This window comes from Nocardioides sp. InS609-2 (assembly GCF_023208195.1).
GTDB lineage: Bacteria > Actinomycetota > Actinomycetes > Propionibacteriales > Nocardioidaceae > Nocardioides.
The window spans coordinates 1,811,407-1,828,068 of the sequence record NZ_CP060034.1; the positions used below are offsets into that span (position 1 = coordinate 1,811,407).

Consider the following 16,662-nt stretch of genomic DNA (forward strand, 5'->3'; position numbering starts at 1 on the left):
CCTACTTTCCGGAGCCGAGGGTCAGGCCCTCGATGATGCGGCGGGCAAGGAGCAGGTAGAGCACGAACATCGGCAGCACGACCAGGCCGACGCCGGCCATCAGGCCGCCGTAGTCGGAGTTGTACTGCATGGTCTGGTAGAAGGTGAACAGCGCGCGGGACATCGTGAACTGGGTGTCGTCACGCAGGAGCACGACCGCCAGCAGGGTCTCGTTCCAGAGCCCGATCGCGTTGAGGATGACCGCGGTGATGATGCCGCCGCGGGCCAGCGGGAGCATCACGGTGAGGAACGTGCGGGCCGGGCTGAGCCCGTCGACGGCGGCCGCCTCCTCGAGCTCGTCGGGCAGCGACCCGAAGAAGCCGGTGAGCAGGAAGATCGTGAACGGCAGCGACAGCGCGACGTACACGATCGTCAGGCCCCACAGGCTGTCGGCGATGCCGAGCTTCGACATCGCCACGAACATCGGGATCACGATCGTCTGGAACGGCACCCCGATGCCGATGACGAAGAACGTCGTCATCGCGGCGGAGCCGCGGGTGCCGAAGCGACTCAGGGCGTACGCCGCGGGTGAACCGACAACGATCAGCAGCGCGCACGACACCCCCACCACCAGGATCGTGTTGACGAAGGCCGAGCCGAAGTCGGAGGTCACCCACGCGGTGGCCCAGTTGCGGAAGGGCCGGCCGACCGCGAAGAGGTCGTGGGGCAGGCCGAACGGCGACCCGAAGATCTCGCGCGGGGTCTTGAACGTCGACACCAGCAGCCAGTACAGGATGAAGATGTTGAAAGCTGTGAAGACCCAGATCGCGGCGGTGCCGACGACGCGGAGCACGCTGAGGCCCTCGGTGCCGGGCGCGGCCTTCGGACGCCGAGGACCCTTGCGGGGCATGGCCGCGCGGGCCGTGACGATGGCCGTCGAGGCGGCAGGTTGCGTCATGTCTTCTCCCGACATCAGAACTGCACCGTCTCGCGCCGCATGAACCGGCGCAGGAGGAGCACGAAAAGGCTCACCAGCAGGATCATCACGACCGCGACGGCGCACGCGACGCCGTACTGCGGGGTGCCACGGCCGCCGAACGTGCGGTCGAAGACCATGACTCCGAGCGTCCAGGTCTTCACCGGCGGCGAGTAGGTGCCCGGTCCAGCCAGCACCCAGACCAGCTCGAAGATCTTGACCGCGGAGATGGTCCAGAGCACGCCGGCGATGCCGACGACGTCCCAGGTGAGCGGCAGCGTGATGCTGCGGAACTTCTGCCAGGCGGTGGCGCCCGCGATGGCGGCGTCCTCGTAGAGGTAGGTGGGCACCCGGTCGATCGCCGCCATGATGATGGTGATGTAGAAGCCGGCCGACGACCAGACGATGCCGGCCATCGCGATGTAGGTGACGTTGTCGGAGCTGAGGAACTTGAAGTAATCGATGCCGAACATGCCGAGCATGTTGTTGGCCAGGCCGTCGGGCGAGCGGAACACGAAGCCGAAGTACATGCCGAGCGCCAGCGGCGCGACGATGTTGGGGAAGAACAGGATCGCCCGGATGAACTTGTTGGCACGCATGTCGCGCAGCACCATCGCGAAGAGGAACGCCAGCACGAACGTGCCGACGCCCCCCACCACGATGTAGATCAGCGTGTTGACGAACGACCGGGCGAAGGCGCCGTCGGGGAACGACGACGCGAGCTCGGTGTAGTTGGCGACCCCGTTGGGCTTGGGCGTGTCACCGGCACCGCTCCAGCTGGTGAAGCTGAGCACCACCGTCGCGATCGTCGGCAACACCAGGAAGGCCACGTAGAGCACCAGGCTGGGCACCACGAACGGCGCGAAGATCCGGCGCTTGCCGCGGGCGAAGGCGCCCGGGTCGGAGTCGGCGCGGGTTGAGCCCGACACCGACTCCGACACGCGAGCGGTCGTGATTGTCGTCGACATGACTGGAATTGGATCCGATCAGGAGTTGAACGACTTGGTCTGCGCAGCCATCTGCTTGACGAAGTCCTCGGCGGTGATCTCACCCTTCAGGAGCTGGTTGTTGAGCGGGTAGAAGACTTCCTTGGTCCAGTCGGGCGCCTGGCCGTCGACCGCGTCCATGAACACGGCCGGCTCGGCCTCGGGGTCCTCGAGGGCCTGCTTGACGCCGTCGAGCGACGGAGGAGCGTCGACGTCGCTGCGCGGCACCAGGTTGAGCGCCTCGCTTGCGATCGGCTCGATGTTCTCCTTGTTGAGCGCGTAGGCAATGAGCGCCTTTGTGGCGTCGGCGTTCTTGGCCTTGGCGGTCACGCCGAAGCCGATCGGCATCTGCTCGACCGTCGGGTGCGTGGCGCCGTCGGCCAGCGGCATCGGGAACGACGCGAACTCCACGTCGGCGCCGGCACCACCGGCCTGCTTCTTGATGTACTCGCCGGCTTCGGAGGTGATCCACGAGCCGACGTAGAGGTAGGCAGCGTCACCGTCGGCCCAGCGGTTCTGGACGTTGGGGAACTTGCTCGCGTCCCAGCCGTCGATCAAGTAGTCACCCTTGCCGAGGCGCTCGACCAGCTTGGCGGCCTCGAGGAAGCCGGCGTCGTCGGTCCAGGAGGCACCCGTCTTGTCCTGCGCGGCGGCCAGCAGCCCACCGGAGCCGACGTACTGCTCGGCCCAGCGGCTGAAGAAGTAGGCGTTGTAGAAGTCGATGTCGCCGTCCTGCGAGACCGCGGCCGTGCCGTCCTCCTTCGCCTTGTCGAACAGGGCGAAGAGCTCGTCGGTGGTCTCGGGCGCCTTGAAGTCCTCGACCGTGCCGGTCTGGTACCACCAGGCGTTGCTGAGCATCTCGTACGGCACCAGCATCTGGCCGCCGTCGGTGAGCTTGTTCTCGGGGAACTCGAAGTAGTTGGCCGGCATCACGTCGGCGACGGTGCTGTCACCCTCGCTGACCTTCATGTCCATCACGTCGGAGACGTCCTGGAGGCCACCGGGACCGGCGACCGCGGCCTGGACCTGGCTGATGTCCTGGTCGATCAGGTCGGGCACGTCGTCGGTGTTGAGCGACGGGGCGACGTTCTGGGTCAGCACGGTGCGGCCGAACCACTGGGCGTCGACCTCGACACCGGTCTGCTCGGTGAAGCAGTCGAACGTCTTCTGCAGGACCTCCTGCTGGGGCTCGCCCTTGGTCCACATCGACCAGTAGACGATCTTGCCGTTGCCCTCGGCGGGCTTCTCAGCGATGGCCGGGCAGTCGCGGCTGGCGCTGCTCGACTCGGTGTCGGTCTGCTGACCACACGCGGCCAGGGTGATCGAGAGGGCGCCGACCGCGGTGACCGCGATGCCTGCCCGGTAGCCGCGACGCATGACTCGGGTGATGTCCACCATGGTGCTCTTCTCCGCTCTCGCGCCCGGTCCCGTGGGGTAGACCCGTGCGCAGTTGTGATGAAATTCGTCATAACTCAGCAGTCAGCGCGCCCTGACTCAGGATGATCCAGATCACACAAACGGCTCGAACACCCGTCAGCGTGATCGTGCTTGACCGATATGTCAAGAGTCTTGACAAGTACGATCACAACTCTCACGATTGAACCCGTGAGCATCGTGACCGACACCTCCGCCCGCCAGTCCTCGCCGATGGCCGCCGAGACGGCGACCCAGCCCGACAACTGGCTCGACGCCCCCGATCTCGCGCTGGCCCACGCGGCGCTGCTGCCCGAGCCGGGTGAGCGCGTCGCCGTTGTCGGCTGCGGCACCTCCCTCTACGTCGCCCGTGCGTACGCCGCGCTGCGCGAGTCCCTCGGCCAGGGCGAGACCGACGCCATGCCGGGCGGCGACCCGTTGCTCGGTCGCGACTACGACCGGGTGATCGGCATCAGCCGCTCCGGCACCACCACCGAGGTCCTGCGCGCCCTTGAGGGCGTCAAGGACCGCGCGAAGGTCACCGTCATCACCGGTGACATGAGCACCCCGATCGTCGAGCTCGGCGACGTGATCGACATGTCGGCGTACGACGAGCAAGCGGTCGTGCAGACCCGCATCGCCACCACGACGCTCGCGCTCTTCCGGGCTCACCTGGGCCAGGACCTCACGGCGGCGGTGGCCGACGCGCGCGCCGTACTCGCGCTGACCGACGACGAGCTCACCAGCACCCACCTGGCCGAGGCGCGCGCGGCCGACCAGATCACCTTCGTCGGCATGGGCTGGACGTTCGGCCTGGCCGAGGAGGCCGCGCTCAAGCTCAAGGAGTCCACCCAGTCGTGGACCGAGTCCTACTACATGACCGAGTACCGCCACGGCCCCATCTCGATCGCGGCCCCTGGCCGCGTGGTGTGGGCGCTCGGCCCGCTGGTGCCCGACTTCGCGCGTGACCTCGAGGTCACCGGCGCCCACCTGATCAGCAGCGACCGCGACGCGATGGCCGACATCGTGATGGTGCACCGGCTGTGCCTGCTCCGGGCGGCCGACCGCGGGCTGGACGCCGGGGCACCCCGCAACCTGACCCGATCCATCATCCTTGACTCGTGAACCCCACCCACGCCGGCGACCTCGTGATCGCGATCGATGTCGGCGGCACCAGCATCAAGGGCGAGCTCGTCGACGCTGACGGGCTCGTCCTTACTCGCGTCCGGCAGCCGACGCCCAAGGGCGACAAGACACTCGGCGCCATCGCGGAGGTCGGCGATGCCCTGCTGACGCACGTCGCCGGCCTCGACGCCGACGTGGTCGGTTCCGGTGTCGTGGTGCCCGGGCTGGTCGACGCGGCGCAGGGCATCGCGACGTACTCCTCCAACATCGGCTGGCGCGACCTCGTCATGGCCGCCCCGCTCTCCGAGCGGTGGGGCACGCCTGTGCGGCTCGCGAACGACGTGGCCTCCGCAGCGGTCGCCGAGATGCGCCAGGGCGCCGGGCGCGGAGAGACCTACGTCGGCTTCGTCGTGATCGGCACCGGCATCGCCGCGGCCCTGGTCGTCGACGGCAGGCTCGTCACAGGTGCGCACGGTGAGGTCACCGAGATCGGGCACGTGCCGGTCCGGCCCGGCAACCCATGCGCGTGCGGTGCCGACGGCTGCCTCGAGACGGTTGCGTCCGCGTCGTCGATCGCCCGTCTGTACGCCGCCCGCTCGGGTGTCGCCGTGACCGGCGCTGCCGACGTGGTGGCCCGCCTCGACTCCGATCCGGTGGCCCGTGAGGTCTGGCAGGAGGCGATCGAGGCGCTGGCCGACGCGATCTCCCTGCTGGCACTGGTCGCCAACCCGGCCCTGGTCGTCATCGGCGGCGGGCTCGGGGTGGCCGGTGACGACCTGGTCGCTCCCCTGACTGCCGCAGTGCGTGCCCGCACCCGCGTCGTCGAGCCGCCGCACATCACGGTCGCCGAGCTCGGCGACCGCGGCGGCGTGGTCGGCGCCGCACTGCTCGCCCGCGAACCCTGGGCGACGTCGTGAAGCGGGCGACGGTCCTCGGCGGCCGGCTGGTGCTGCTCGACGAGGTCATCGACGACGGCGTCCTCGAGATCGTCGGCGGACGGTTCGGTTACGTCGGACCGACGAGCGGCTGGTCCGGCGCCGCCCCCACGCAGGTCGGCACCATCGCCCCCGGGTTCATCGACATCCACTGCCACGGGGGTGGCGGCAGCTCCGTCACCGCTGGCGTGCGTGCCGACATCGACGAGGTCGCCCGTCACCACCTCCGCCACGGCACCACCACCATGCTGGCCAGCCTCGTCACCGCCGAGCCCGACGACATCACTGCCGGCGTCGCGGCGATCGCCGAGGTCGCGGCAAGCGGGTCGTCCATCATCGGCAGCCACCTCGAGGGCCCGTTCCTGGGCCATGGCCACTGCGGCGCACACGAGCCCTCGCTGCTGCTTGCACCCGACCGGCAGCTGGTGCAGGGCTGGCTCTCGGCCGGCCGCGGCACCGTCCGGATGGTGACGATCGCTCCGGAGCTCGACGGGGCCGACGCCGTCTCCCGGCTCATCGCCGAGCACGGCGCCCTGGTGGCGATCGGGCACACCGATGCCGACGTGGCCACGTTCGGTCGCGCGCTCGCCACGTCGTCGGTCTCGCTGGTCACCCACCTCTTCAACGGCATGGCGCCCATGCACCACCGGGCGCCCGGCCCGGTCGCCGCAAGCCTGGCCGCGCTGGCCCGCGGCGGCACCCATGTCGAGCTCATCGCCGATGGCATCCACCTCACCGACGAGACGGTGGCCCTTGTCTTCGACCTCGACACCCACAACCGCGTCGTCCTGGTCAGCGATGCGATGACGGCGGCCGGGATGCCCGACGGCTCCTACAAGCTCGGTCCGCTGGAGGTCCGGGTCACCGACGGTGTCGCCCGCACGATCACCGAGCCGGCGTCCATCGCCGGCTCGACGGCACGGCTGGCCGACGTCGTACGCCGGTGCATCCTCCAGGCGGGCATCGACCCGGCCCGCGCGATCCGCGCTGCCTCGGCCACCCCGGCCCGGCTGCTCCGGCTGGCCGACCGCGGCCGGCTGGCCACCGGGCTGCGCGCCGACCTGGTCATCCTCGACGACAGCTGGACCGTGACCGGCGTGCTGCGCGGTGGGGAGCGGGTCCGGTGATCGTCACGGTCACCGCCAACCCGGCGTACGACGTCACCTACGAGCTGCCTTCTCTGACTCCCGGCGACGTGCACCGCGTAGAGACCGTGCACCAGCGGCCCGGCGGCAAGGGTGTCAACGTCGCCGCCGTGCTGACCCAGCTCGGCGAGCCCGTCATTGCCACCGGTCTGTCGTCGGTTGCGTTCGCCGCCGACCTGGCCGCGCTCGGCGTCAACGAGAGCTTCGTGACCGCGCTGCCGCACGTGCGTCGTACCCTCGCCGTGGTCGAGCCCGGTCGCACCACCTCGCTCTGGGAACCCGGCGCGGCCGTCCCCGAAGGCGCTGGCGCCCGGTTGCGCGCGCACGTCGACACACTGCTGGTCGGCGCGACCTGCCTGGTGCTGTCGGGCAGCCTGCCGCCCGGCCTGCCGCCGACCACGTACGCCGACCTCGCAACCAGGGCGGTACGCCGCGGCGTACCCGTGCTGGTCGACACGTCCGGCCCTGCGCTGCTCGCCGCCGCACAGGTGCCGGGCGTGGTGCTGATGCCCAACGTGGACGAGCTGGCCGAGTTGTCCGGCGGCTCTGCTGACCTGGTTGCTGCCTCGCGGCGGCTCGTCGACTCCGGCGTCGGTGCGGTCATCGCGACGCGTGGTGCCGAGGGGCTGGTGGTCACCACCATCGCCGGGTCGTGGGCAGCTGTGCCTCCGGAGCCCGTGGCCGGCAACCCGACCGGAGCGGGTGACGCCGCAGCCGCCGCGGTGGCGCGCGGCCTCGCCACCGGCACCCCTCCCGAAGACCTCGCCGCCGACGCCGTCGTGGTGTCCGCCGCAGCCGTCGCCTCGCCGGTCGCCGGCGCGGTCGACGAACACCTGATGCGCGCCTGGCAGGGCCGCGTCGTCGTCACTCCCCTGGTTCCGATCACCGAGAGGGCCTGAGATGCCGCTCGTCCGCATGTCCGACATCGCCAAGGCCGCCGTGGCCGACGGGTGCGCGCTGGGCGCGTTCAACGTCATCCAGATCGAGCACGCCGAGGCGATCGTCGCCGGCGCCGAGGCGGCAGGCCGGCCGGTGATCGTGCAGATCTCCGAGAACACGGTGGCCTACCACGGCTCGCTCGCTCCCATCGCCCGCGCTGCGCTGGCGATCGCGGAGGAGTCGGCCGCCGAGGTCGTCGTACACCTCGACCACGCCACCCGTCCCGACCTGGTCCGTCAGGCGATCGACCTGGGCATCGGTTCGCTGATGTACGACGCCTCTGCGCTGGACCACGCGGCCAACGTGTCCACGACGACCGCGATCGCGGCCGAGGCGCACAGCGCCGGCGTCTGGGTCGAGGCCGAGCTGGGCGAGATCGGTGGCAAGGACGGCGTCCACGCTCCGGGGGTGCGTACCGATCCCGCCGACGCAGCGGCGTACGTCGCGACGACCGGCGTCGACGCGCTTGCCGTCGCCGTCGGCTCGAGCCACGCCATGCTCACCCGCGACGCCGTGCTCGACGACGAACTGATCGCCGCCATCGCTGCCGCGACACCGGTGCCGCTGGTGCTGCACGGCTCGTCGGGCGTGCCTGACGAGGGGCTCCGCAGCGCCGTGCGGCACGGCATGCGCAAGGTCAACATCGCCACCCATCTCAATGTGGTGATGGCGTCAGCTGTGCGGGCCGCGCTGGCCGACGAGTCGCTGGTCGACCCACGCAAGTACCTCGGCCCCGGCCGATCCGCCGTCGCGCGCGAGGTCGAGCGGTTGCTGCGGCTCCTCGCCTGAGCCCCGCCGGTTTGGGCGGGTAGTCCGGGGCAAATCACACCTCCCCAGGCTCTCGCAGGTACATTTTGCCCCGGACTACCCCGGACCCGGCCGTGCGCGAGGCCGTCGATGCGTCACGCCTGGGTCACCAGCCGACCGTCGCCCGCGCCGGATGGTCGGTCGTCGACGAGGCGCTGGTGGTCGAGGACTCGGTCACTGCCGTCGTCCAGATCCAGGGCAAGGTCCGGGGCCCCCTGCGGTGTGGCCCGACATCTCCAAGGCCGACCTGGAGGCCGCCGCGAGGGCAGACGGGCAGTGGTTCGGGCGATGGACGGCATGAGGATCCGGAAGGTGATTGTTCGAGCGCCGGAGCAATGGACTACCTCAGCTGCGGGTCTGGCCTGCTGCGAAGTAGGCAAGGACCTCCGGGCGCAACGGAGGCACTTCTACGGCGCCGCCTCCAGTCCGCAGCGAGAGGGTCCCACTGACCCCGGCCGCGACGGAGTTGCGCGCTGCGACCGGTGAGGTCATGGTGTCGCCGCCCGCAATGGCGAACCGGACGAACTCGTCGATCAGCATCGGGTCCGCGCCGCCGTGGCCACCCTCGGCTGCCGGGACGGGGATGATCTCGTCCGCAACCTCGCGATAGCTGTCGGAGCGGGTGTTCCACAGCTTGACGACAGCGTCGGTGTCGTCACCGAAGTTCTCGAGCCGTCCCTCGGTGCCGATGACCGTGTAGTTGCGCCAGTAGTCGGGTGTGAAGTGGCACTGCTGGTAGGACGCGAGGACGCCGTTGTCGAGGACCATGTTGGCCATGGAGATGTCTTCGATGTCCAGGACGGGCGACATCTCCTTCTGCGCGGTCGGGGGCCAGTTGTCGGTGGAGTACCAGTCCCACATCCGACGGTCGCTGTTGTCCCGACGGTCGGCGATGTCGCCGTACACGCTGAGCGATCCCACAGCGGCCACGCGGATCGAGTAGCCACCGGCCAGCCAGTGGATGACGTCGATGTCATGGGCACCCTTCTGGAGCAACATGCCAGTCGTCTTGCTCCGATCGGCGTGCCAGTCCTTGAAGTAGAAGTCGCCACCGGTCGAGACGAAGTGGCGGCACCACACCGCTTTGACCTCGCCGATCCGGCCAGCTTCGATCGCGTTTCGCATCGCCGTGATCACGGGCATGTGCCGCATGTTGTGGCCGATGTAGAGCCGGGTGCCGGTGCGGTAGGCAGCCTCGAGGATCGCGTCGGCGTCCTCGATCGTGGTCGCCATCGGCTTCTCGAGGAAGGTGGCGACCCCCGCCTCGAGGCAGCGGACCGCGTGCTCGGCGTGGAGGTGGTCCGGGGTGAGGACGAGCACGGCGTCCAGGTCGATCTTGAGCAGGTCGTCGAAGTCGGAGACGACCTCGACCTCGTTGCCGAGCATGGTGACGGCATCCTGCCGGCCGCGCTCGTCGATGTCGCAGACAGCGACGACGCGGCGGCCCTCGCCGGGCTGGTGTGCGACGGCTGCGAGGCTGGATCGCAGCCCGAAGCCGACGATCCCGATACGGGCATCAGTCATGTGTACGTTCCTTCGGTGGTGAGTCGGAGACGATCGTGAACAAGGTCAGCAGGTGACGTTGCTGCGGTAGATCTGCATGTCGCCGCCGGCGCTCGCCGGGTCGACGCAGTCCTTGTGGGCGATGTACATGACCTGGTAGTAGAGCGGCTGGAGCACCTGGTCAGCGAGGATCGCGTCCTCGGCGGCCTGCCAGTGCGGGGTCGCCTCCTCCGGACTCTTGGCGGCCCAGGCTGCGGCGACCTCCTTGGTGGCCGTCGGGTTGGCGTACTTCAGGTGGTAGTTGGCGTCGACCAGGATCGAGGCGACCCATTCGGAGGCGGAGGGGAAGGATGAGCCCCACAGCTGGATGGTCGGACCCTCGAGCTCGTAGTTGTTGATCTGCTCGCCGAGGGCGTTGCCCGCAACCGGGCGGGGCTCGACGTCGAGACCGATCTTCCTGGCCTCGTTGGAGATCGCCAGGGCCGTCGAGGCGTCCGTCGTGTTGGCCGCGTCGTAGGTCAGTGGGATCGACCCGGTGAAGCCCGCCTGCTCAATCAGGCTCTTGGCCTTCTCCGGGTCGTATGTGCAGGTCTCGCAGGCGTCTTCGCGGTAGGCAGCGACGGAGTCCGGCATCAGCGAGCGCGCACCCAGGCTCGACCCGAGGAAGAGTTTCTCAGCGATCGCGTTGCGGTCGACGATCATCGAGAAGGCCTCGCGGACCTCCTGGGGGAAGGTGTCGTCGAGATAGGTCGGCCAGGAGATGTAGGTCTCGAGGGTGTTGCTCGCGATGGCGGTCAGACCCTCCTCGCCGAGGGAGTTCTTGCCCTGCGCGACCAGGCCCGGCGGCAGGCTGCGCAGGATGTCGACGTTGCCGGCCACGACGTCCTGGTAGGCGGTGTTGGCGTCGCGGTAGACCTTGAAGGTGATCTTCTCGGCCGCGCCCTCGGGCACCCAGCCCTGGTAGTTGGGGTCCAGCTCCTCGATGGCCTCGACCTGGGGGTCGAGCTTGGTAAGCGTGTAGGGGCCGTTGCCGATGGGCAACTTGTCGTAGGCGATCGGGTCGGCGAACCCGGACTCGGGCATCGGGCAGTAGGGCAGGGTGGAGAGCAGGTAGGGGACGTCGTTGTAGGGCTTGTTCATGGTGAGGGTGAACATCGTGTCGTCGACCAGCTCGAGCCCCGAGAGGGTCTTGCCCTTGGGCTTGCTGCCATCGCTGGGATTGAGGTCGTCGTACCCCTCGATGTCGATGAAGGCGTAGTTGCCGGCCATGGCGTTGGAGCCGAGGGCGGAGAAGTTGAACGAGTCGACCCAGGTCTTCGCGGTGATGGGCGTGCCGTCGGAGAAGGTGCGGTCGGGCTGGATCTTGACCGTCCAGGTGCGTTGGTCGGTGCTCTCCACGCTCTCGGCCGCGCGCATGAAGATGGTGCCGTCCTCCTTGATCCCCGTGAGCGGCTCGCACAGGCCCATGCCGATCTGGCTGCCGGGGTTCTGCGGGCCGGTGATGCGCTCGATCTGCCCCGAAGAGCTGATCTGGACCGCCGAGATGGCCCTGTTCCTGCCTGCGTCGGGCGAGTCACTGGAGCCGCCGTCGAGGCTGCAACCGGACAGCGCCAGCGTCGCCGTCGCGGTCAACGCGAGGAGTTGGGTGGACTTCTTCATGGGGGTCGTTCCTCTTCGATGTGGTGGTGGGGGTCGGTGTGGTGGCCCGGGGTGGGCCGGTGATGGTGCGGTGGAGTCAGGCGTTCTCGAAGGGGAGACCGACCTGGGACCTGCTGACCTCTTCGGCCAGCAGGCATCGAGCACTGTTCCCCGCCGACAGGAGCACCGGCTCGGGGACGGTCGTGGCGCAGTCGGGCCGCGCCGTGTAGCACCGCGTGTGGAAGGGGCAGCCGGGCGGTGGGTCGATCGGCGAGGGCGGATCACCCTCGAGCACGACCCGGTCGATGCGCTGGCCGGGCGGGAGCTTCTTCGGGATCGCCGAGAGCAGGGCCCGGGTGTAGGGGTGTCCGGAGTGGGAGTAGACCGCGTGGCACGGGCCCTCCTCGACGACCTTGCCGAGGTACATCGTCACGATCCGGTCCGAGACGTGCTGGACGACGTCGAGGTCGTGGGCGATGAAGAGGATCGCGAGCCCGTGGGTCTCTTTGAGTCGTCCGAGGAGGTTGAGCACCTGCGCGCGCACCGAGATGTCGAGCGCTGAGACGGGCTCGTCGCAGACGAGCAGCTTGGGGTCGACCGCCAGCGCCCGGGCGATGCCGATCCGCTGCAGCTGGCCGCCCGAGAACTCGTGGGGGTAGCGCTCGGCGTGACGCGGGTCGAGACCCACCTCGCCGAGCAGCTCCTCCACGCGGGCCGGGACCTGTGCGGAGCGGAGCAGATGGTGGGTGTGGATCCCCTCGGCGATCGAGTCGCCGACGGTGCGCCGCGGGTCGAGCGAGGCGTGCGGGTCCTGAAAGATCAGCTGGACGTTGCGGTGGAATGCCTTGCGCTCGGCCCGCGAGAGCGTGGCTAGATCGCGGCCCTCGAAGGCCACGCTGCCCTCGGACGGGTCCTCGAGGCCGACCATCATCCGGGCGAGCGTGGACTTGCCGCAGCCGGACTCGCCGACCAGGCCGACTGTCTCGCCCGCGACGATCTTGAGGGTCACGCCGTCCACGGCTCGCACGAGTCCGCTGGCGCGGTGGAACGTCGATCCCTTCGGCTTGTAGGTCTGCCGGACGTCATCGAGCGAGAGCAGCGTCATGGGAGACCACCTCCTCCCAGTGGTGACAGGCGGCCGTGCGGCCGGGGGCGACGTGCCGCAGGGCGGGTGCCTCCACGCGACAGATGTCGGTTACGAACTCGCAGCGAGGGCTGAACGAGCAGCCCAGCGGCCGCGCGTCGAGCTGCGGGGGCAGGCCCGGGATCGTCGGCAGCTCGTGGCCCTTGTGCTCCGGACCGGGGATCGAGCCGAGCAGTCCGCGGGAGTACGGGTGGGCGGGCCGTTCCATCAGCTCGGCCATGGGGGCGAGCTCGGCGAGACCGCCGGCATACATGACCAGGGCCTGCTCGGCGATCTGGCCGGCGACCCCGAGGTCGTGGGTGATCAGCATCAGTGCCATGCCGCGGTCGGCCTGGAGCTCGCCGAGGAGATCGAGGATCTGCGCCTGGACGGTGACGTCGAGGGCGGTGGTCGGCTCGTCGGCGATGAGCAGCTGCGGGTCGAGCGCGAGCGCCATCGCGATCATCACCCGCTGCCGCATGCCGCCGGAGAACTGGAAGGGGTAGTCCTTGGCCCGGTTCGCCGCATCGGGGATGCGTACGGCGCGCAGCATGTCGACGGCTGCGGTCATCGCGTCGCGGTTGCTTGCACCACGGTGGATCTTGTAGAGCTCGGCGACCTGCTTGGCCACAGGGACGACCGGGTTGAGCGAGGTCAAGGAGTCCTGAAAGACCATCGAGATGCGCGCGCCCTGGACCGTGCGGAACTTCTTGCGCGGCAAGGAGAGGAGGTCGACCCCCTCGAGGAGGATCTCGCCCTGCGTGACCCGGGCGGGCGGGCGCGGGAGGATGCCCATGATCGCCTTCGCCGTGACGCTCTTGCCGGAGCCGGACTCGCCGAGCACGGCCAGGGTCTTGCCCGGGCCGATGGTGAAGGAGAGGTCGTCGATCGCGGTGAATGCGCCCTGGCGGGTGCGGAACTCGACGCCGAGGTTGCGTACCTCGAGCAGGGTCGGTCCGCCCGCGGGGGCGGGCTCGCGCCGGGCGGTGGTCGCGGTGGCGGTCCGCAGCGGGGACATCAACGGCTCCTGGGGTCGAGGGCGTCGCGCAGGCTCTCGCCGAGGACGACGAAGGCGAGCGTGGTTAGCGCGAGCATGGACGCGGGAAAGAGCATCAAGTGCGGCGCGACCTGCCAGTTGCCGTCGGTGCTGGCGGCGGCTATCTGCAGGCCCCATGAGAAGGCGGGGAGCCTGATGCCCACACCGAGGATGGAGAAGCCGGCCTCGGCCGTCATCCCGGCGCCCACGCTGAGGGTCGTCATCACGATGAGCGGGGTGATCGCGTTGGGCAGCACGTGCCGCCACAAGATGCGCAGGTTGCCGACGCCGAGGACCCGGGCCGCCTGGACGTACTCCAGCTGCTTGACCTGGAGCACCTGGCCGCGCAGGTAGCGCATCGTGCCGGCCCAGCTGAAGAGCACCAGCACCATGACGATCGTCCAGACGGAGCGGGACTGGAACTGGTAGAGGATCACCAGACTGGCGATGGCGACGGGTACGCCGAGGATGATGTCGGCCAGCCGGGACACCACCGTGTCGACGAGGCCGCCGAAGTAGCCGGCCAGCGAGCCGGCCACCAGGGCGATGACGAAGGTGAGCAGGGCGACCAGGACACCCACCTCGAGCGAGGTGCGGGCACCGTGCACGACGTTGCTGAAGTAGTCACACCCCTGCATGTCATAGCCGAAGGGGTGGCCCCCTCTCGGTCCGAGACGCGAGTCGGCGAGGCTGCAGTCGCGCGGGTCGATCCGGGTGACGAGCTGGGGAACGACGGCCATGAGGCCGACAACAGTGATGATGAGCAGCGCCAGGAGGGTGAACGGCTGACGCCAGATCTGGCTGAGCCCGTCGGCGACGAGGCCGCGGCGGGCGCTGACACGCGGCGACGTGGTCGGGACGGCGACGCCTTGGGTGGTGAGCTCGGACTCGTCGATGTCAGGCATGGCGGACCCTCGGGTCGATGATCGGGTAGAGCAGGTCGACGGCGAGCGCGGCGACCAGGTAGAAGAGCAGGAGGAAGACCGAGACGCCGACCACGACCGGTCCCTGCTGGGCGCCGATGGCGGTGGACAGCGTCCCGCCGAGGCCGGGCAGGTTGAAGATCGTCTCGATCAGTACCGAGCCGCCGAGCAGGCTGGCAAGGCTCAGGCCGAGATAGGTGACCACGGGCAGGGACGCGTTGCGAAGGGCGTGCCGCCAGATGACGCGGCTCGGTGAGGCGCCCTTGGCCCGAGCGGTGACGATGTAGCCCGAGCGCAGCACGTCGACCAGGCTGGTACGAGTCAACCGGGCGAGCGGTGAAGCCGTCTCGAGCGCGAGCACGAGCGCCGGCATGATGAAGGCGATCGGGTAGCCCAGCCTCGGTCCGGAGATCGGGAACAGGCCGAGCTTGATGCCGACGAAGTACTGCGCGAAGTAGGCGATGAGGAACCCCGGCACCGCGAGAAAGAAGATCGTGAAGACCAGGTTGATCTTGTCCGGCAACCCACCCTTCCGCAGTCCGGCCCAGGCCCCCAGCGACAAGCCGATGACCAGCTTGAGGATGAAGGCTGTGAGGGCCAGCGCGATCGTGTAGGGCAGCGCCGTGCGGATGAGGGTCGAGACGGAGTTGTTGTTGAAGTCCCGCCCGAAGTCGCCGTGCAGCACGTTCCCGAGGTACTTGACGTACTGAACGAAGAACGGGTCGTCGAGGTTGTACTGGTCCCGGATGGCCGCGATGCTCGCGGGCGACAGCCGCTTGTCGCCGGCGAGTGACAGGACCGGGTCTCCGGGAACGAGGAAGACCAGCAGGTAGACGAGGAACGTCGACCCGATGACCGTGGGGATCATGAACAGGATCCGCTTGGCGGCGTATCTGAGCATCAGACGAGCCTCCCGGGAGCTTGTCCCTCGAGATCGAGCTCCGGAGGAACAACGCCTGCGGTGCCGTAGATCTGCTGTGAGAAGTCCGCGAACGCCTGGAGGGTGGCGCCGACTGCCACGGCGCGACCGGCGAGCTCGCTGCCAGTGATCAGGACGTCCAGGTCGACGCCGTCGCTGAAGTCGTTGACGAGCGGGGTGAGGACGGGCGAGATGAGATCCGCGTGCCGGCTCAAGGGCCCACCGAGCACGACGACGTCAGGGTCGACAGTGAGGACGAGGGCAGCGACAGCCGGGGTCATGGCTGCGCTGATGCGGCCGAGGGCCTCGCGCCCCACGGGGTCTGCCGGGTGGGTGTGCAGGCGCTCGAGGGCGTCGTCGACCGGAGGCATGGCGATCGCGAGGTCGCCCCGGGGAATGTCGATGTCGGAGAAGGAGTGCAGCAGGCCGACCTCCCCGGCACGGTTGTGGCGCCCCCTGAGGACCTCGCCGTGGATCGTCACGCGCGCGGACACGTGGTGCCAGGTCTGGACGTAGACCCCGACCCGAGATTGGGCCAGAGCGCCGAGCCGAGACTCGGCGAGCGCGGCGAGGCTGAGGTCGTTGTCGAGCGTCAGCGGCACGCCGAGCGCGGCCCGCAACGCATCGGTGACGTTGATTCCCACCCACGGCGCGACCAGCGGGGAAGTGAGGGCCGTGCCGTCGGGCTGGACCAGGCCGGCCATCCCGACCCCCACGGCCCGCAGCAGTGACCAGTCCAGCCCGGCCTCCCGCATCGTCTCGTACAGCGCGGTGCGGACGAGCTCAGGCTCGGGGGCCGCCGAGCGGGGGCTCGGGTGCTGGCCAGAGCTGGCGGCGACCCGGCGGCCTGCCAGGTCGGTGACGACGACCTCGACCGACGGCCCGACGATGTCAAGACCAGCGACAAGCCCGCGGTCGGCTCGAAAGCGGGAGAGTCGTGCCGGTCGGCCACCGCCGTGCGGCTGGACGGGGTGGTCGGCGTGCTCGACGACTCCGCCGTCGGCCAGCTGGGCCAGCACGGCCTCGACGGTGGGGCGCGAGAGCCCCGTGTCGCTCGCTATGTCGGAGACGGTCGCCTCGCCGAGGCCACGGATGGCGGCCAGGCACATGGCCAGCGAGCTCGACGTGGGCACGTGGCGCGGGCTGGTCACCGACGCGTCTCCCTTGCTTGGTGGCGACAGTTACGAAAGAGGATTCATAACTGGTTTCGGAACC

Annotated in this window: 15 protein-coding genes; 5 read left to right on the plus strand and 10 right to left on the minus strand. The window is 69.3% G+C overall.

Going from position 1 to position 16,662, the window contains the following annotated elements; genetic code table 11:
• Window position 1 precedes the first annotated feature (1 nt).
• Genes H4Q84_RS09485 through H4Q84_RS09495 form a run of 3 tightly spaced genes read right to left on the minus strand, consistent with a single transcriptional unit; the run spans window position 2 to window position 3,339 of the window.
• Window positions 2-937, minus strand: coding sequence for a carbohydrate ABC transporter permease (locus H4Q84_RS09485; RefSeq protein ID WP_248583147.1), 936 nt, complete (start codon window positions 935-937; stop codon window positions 2-4).
• Window positions 938-951: 14 nt separating this feature from the next.
• Window positions 952-1,923, minus strand: coding sequence for a sugar ABC transporter permease (locus tag H4Q84_RS09490; RefSeq protein WP_248583148.1), 972 nt, complete (start codon window positions 1,921-1,923; stop codon window positions 952-954).
• Window positions 1,924-1,941: 18 nt separating this feature from the next.
• On the minus strand, window positions 1,942-3,339 hold the full coding sequence (locus H4Q84_RS09495) for an ABC transporter substrate-binding protein (RefSeq protein ID WP_248583149.1): 1,398 nt from the start codon (window positions 3,337-3,339) through the stop codon (window positions 1,942-1,944).
• Window positions 3,340-3,546: 207 nt separating this feature from the next.
• On the opposite strand from H4Q84_RS09495, the gene H4Q84_RS09500 reads away from it, so the two are divergent.
• The 5 genes from H4Q84_RS09500 to H4Q84_RS09520 are packed head-to-tail and all read left to right on the plus strand — an operon-like array spanning window position 3,547 to window position 8,287.
• Complete coding sequence (locus H4Q84_RS09500; RefSeq protein WP_248583150.1) at window positions 3,547-4,479, plus strand: SIS domain-containing protein; 933 nt, start codon at window positions 3,547-3,549, stop codon at window positions 4,477-4,479.
• Window positions 4,476-5,396, plus strand: a complete 921-nt coding sequence (locus H4Q84_RS09505; RefSeq protein WP_248583151.1) for an ROK family protein — start codon at window positions 4,476-4,478, stop codon at window positions 5,394-5,396. Before H4Q84_RS09500 ends, H4Q84_RS09505 begins: the two co-directional genes overlap by 4 nt.
• Window positions 5,393-6,541, plus strand: coding sequence for an N-acetylglucosamine-6-phosphate deacetylase (locus H4Q84_RS09510; RefSeq protein ID WP_248583152.1), 1,149 nt, complete (start codon window positions 5,393-5,395; stop codon window positions 6,539-6,541). The genes H4Q84_RS09505 and H4Q84_RS09510 overlap by 4 nt, the downstream gene beginning before the upstream one ends.
• Window positions 6,538-7,458 carry a hexose kinase gene (locus H4Q84_RS09515; RefSeq protein ID WP_248583153.1) on the plus strand — a complete coding sequence of 307 codons (921 nt, stop codon included), beginning with the start codon at window positions 6,538-6,540 and terminating at the stop codon, window positions 7,456-7,458. Before H4Q84_RS09510 ends, H4Q84_RS09515 begins: the two co-directional genes overlap by 4 nt.
• A gap of 1 nt (window position 7,459) precedes the next feature.
• Window positions 7,460-8,287 carry a class II fructose-bisphosphate aldolase gene (locus H4Q84_RS09520; RefSeq protein WP_248583154.1) on the plus strand — a complete coding sequence of 276 codons (828 nt, stop codon included), beginning with the start codon at window positions 7,460-7,462 and terminating at the stop codon, window positions 8,285-8,287.
• A 363-nt stretch (window positions 8,288-8,650) separates the two neighbouring features.
• Here H4Q84_RS09520 and H4Q84_RS09525 read toward each other — a convergent pair whose 3' ends face one another.
• From H4Q84_RS09525 to H4Q84_RS09555, 7 genes are all read right to left on the minus strand, one after another.
• Window positions 8,651-9,829, minus strand: coding sequence for a Gfo/Idh/MocA family oxidoreductase (locus H4Q84_RS09525; RefSeq protein WP_248583155.1), 1,179 nt, complete (start codon window positions 9,827-9,829; stop codon window positions 8,651-8,653).
• Between the two features lie 45 nt (window positions 9,830-9,874).
• The gene (locus tag H4Q84_RS09530) at window positions 9,875-11,467 is read right to left on the minus strand and encodes an ABC transporter substrate-binding protein (RefSeq protein WP_248583156.1); all 1,593 of its coding nucleotides are present in this window, start codon (window positions 11,465-11,467) and stop codon (window positions 9,875-9,877) included.
• A 76-nt stretch (window positions 11,468-11,543) separates the two neighbouring features.
• On the minus strand, window positions 11,544-12,551 hold the full coding sequence (locus H4Q84_RS09535; protein ID WP_248583157.1) for an oligopeptide/dipeptide ABC transporter ATP-binding protein: 1,008 nt from the start codon (window positions 12,549-12,551) through the stop codon (window positions 11,544-11,546).
• Window positions 12,529-13,587, minus strand: a complete 1,059-nt coding sequence (locus H4Q84_RS09540) for an ABC transporter ATP-binding protein (protein ID WP_248583158.1) — start codon at window positions 13,585-13,587, stop codon at window positions 12,529-12,531. The genes H4Q84_RS09535 and H4Q84_RS09540 overlap by 23 nt, the downstream gene beginning before the upstream one ends.
• Window positions 13,587-14,510 (minus strand): ABC transporter permease, encoded by a 924-nt coding sequence (locus tag H4Q84_RS09545; RefSeq protein ID WP_248583159.1) that lies wholly within the window; start codon window positions 14,508-14,510, stop codon window positions 13,587-13,589. Before H4Q84_RS09545 ends, H4Q84_RS09540 begins: the two co-directional genes overlap by 1 nt.
• Entirely contained in the window at window positions 14,503-15,429 is a 927-nt protein-coding gene (locus H4Q84_RS09550) for an ABC transporter permease (protein WP_248583160.1), read from the minus strand. The genes H4Q84_RS09545 and H4Q84_RS09550 overlap by 8 nt, the downstream gene beginning before the upstream one ends.
• Window positions 15,429-16,598 (minus strand): ROK family transcriptional regulator, encoded by a 1,170-nt coding sequence (locus H4Q84_RS09555; RefSeq protein ID WP_248583161.1) that lies wholly within the window; start codon window positions 16,596-16,598, stop codon window positions 15,429-15,431. The genes H4Q84_RS09550 and H4Q84_RS09555 overlap by 1 nt, the downstream gene beginning before the upstream one ends.
• Window positions 16,599-16,662: the final 64 nt, after the last annotated feature.

What these genes read in the sequence shown, in the direction of transcription:
- H4Q84_RS09540 (WP_248583158.1), bottom strand. Translation starts at nt 13,587, where the DNA reads ATGTCCCCGCTGCGGACCGCCACCGCGACCACCGCCCGGCGCGAGCCC.
- H4Q84_RS09485 (WP_248583147.1), bottom strand. Translation starts at nt 937, where the DNA reads ATGACGCAACCTGCCGCCTCGACGGCCATCGTCACGGCCCGCGCGGCC.
- H4Q84_RS09490 (WP_248583148.1), bottom strand. Translation starts at nt 1,923, where the DNA reads ATGTCGACGACAATCACGACCGCTCGCGTGTCGGAGTCGGTGTCGGGC.
- H4Q84_RS09545 (WP_248583159.1), bottom strand. Translation starts at nt 14,510, where the DNA reads ATGCCTGACATCGACGAGTCCGAGCTCACCACCCAAGGCGTCGCCGTC.
- H4Q84_RS09520 (WP_248583154.1), top strand. Translation starts at nt 7,460, where the DNA reads ATGCCGCTCGTCCGCATGTCCGACATCGCCAAGGCCGCCGTGGCCGAC.
- H4Q84_RS09550 (WP_248583160.1), bottom strand. Translation starts at nt 15,429, where the DNA reads ATGCTCAGATACGCCGCCAAGCGGATCCTGTTCATGATCCCCACGGTC.
- H4Q84_RS09535 (WP_248583157.1), bottom strand. Translation starts at nt 12,551, where the DNA reads ATGACGCTGCTCTCGCTCGATGACGTCCGGCAGACCTACAAGCCGAAG.
- H4Q84_RS09530 (WP_248583156.1), bottom strand. Translation starts at nt 11,467, where the DNA reads ATGAAGAAGTCCACCCAACTCCTCGCGTTGACCGCGACGGCGACGCTG.
- H4Q84_RS09525 (WP_248583155.1), bottom strand. Translation starts at nt 9,829, where the DNA reads ATGACTGATGCCCGTATCGGGATCGTCGGCTTCGGGCTGCGATCCAGC.
- H4Q84_RS09495 (WP_248583149.1), bottom strand. Translation starts at nt 3,339, where the DNA reads ATGGTGGACATCACCCGAGTCATGCGTCGCGGCTACCGGGCAGGCATC.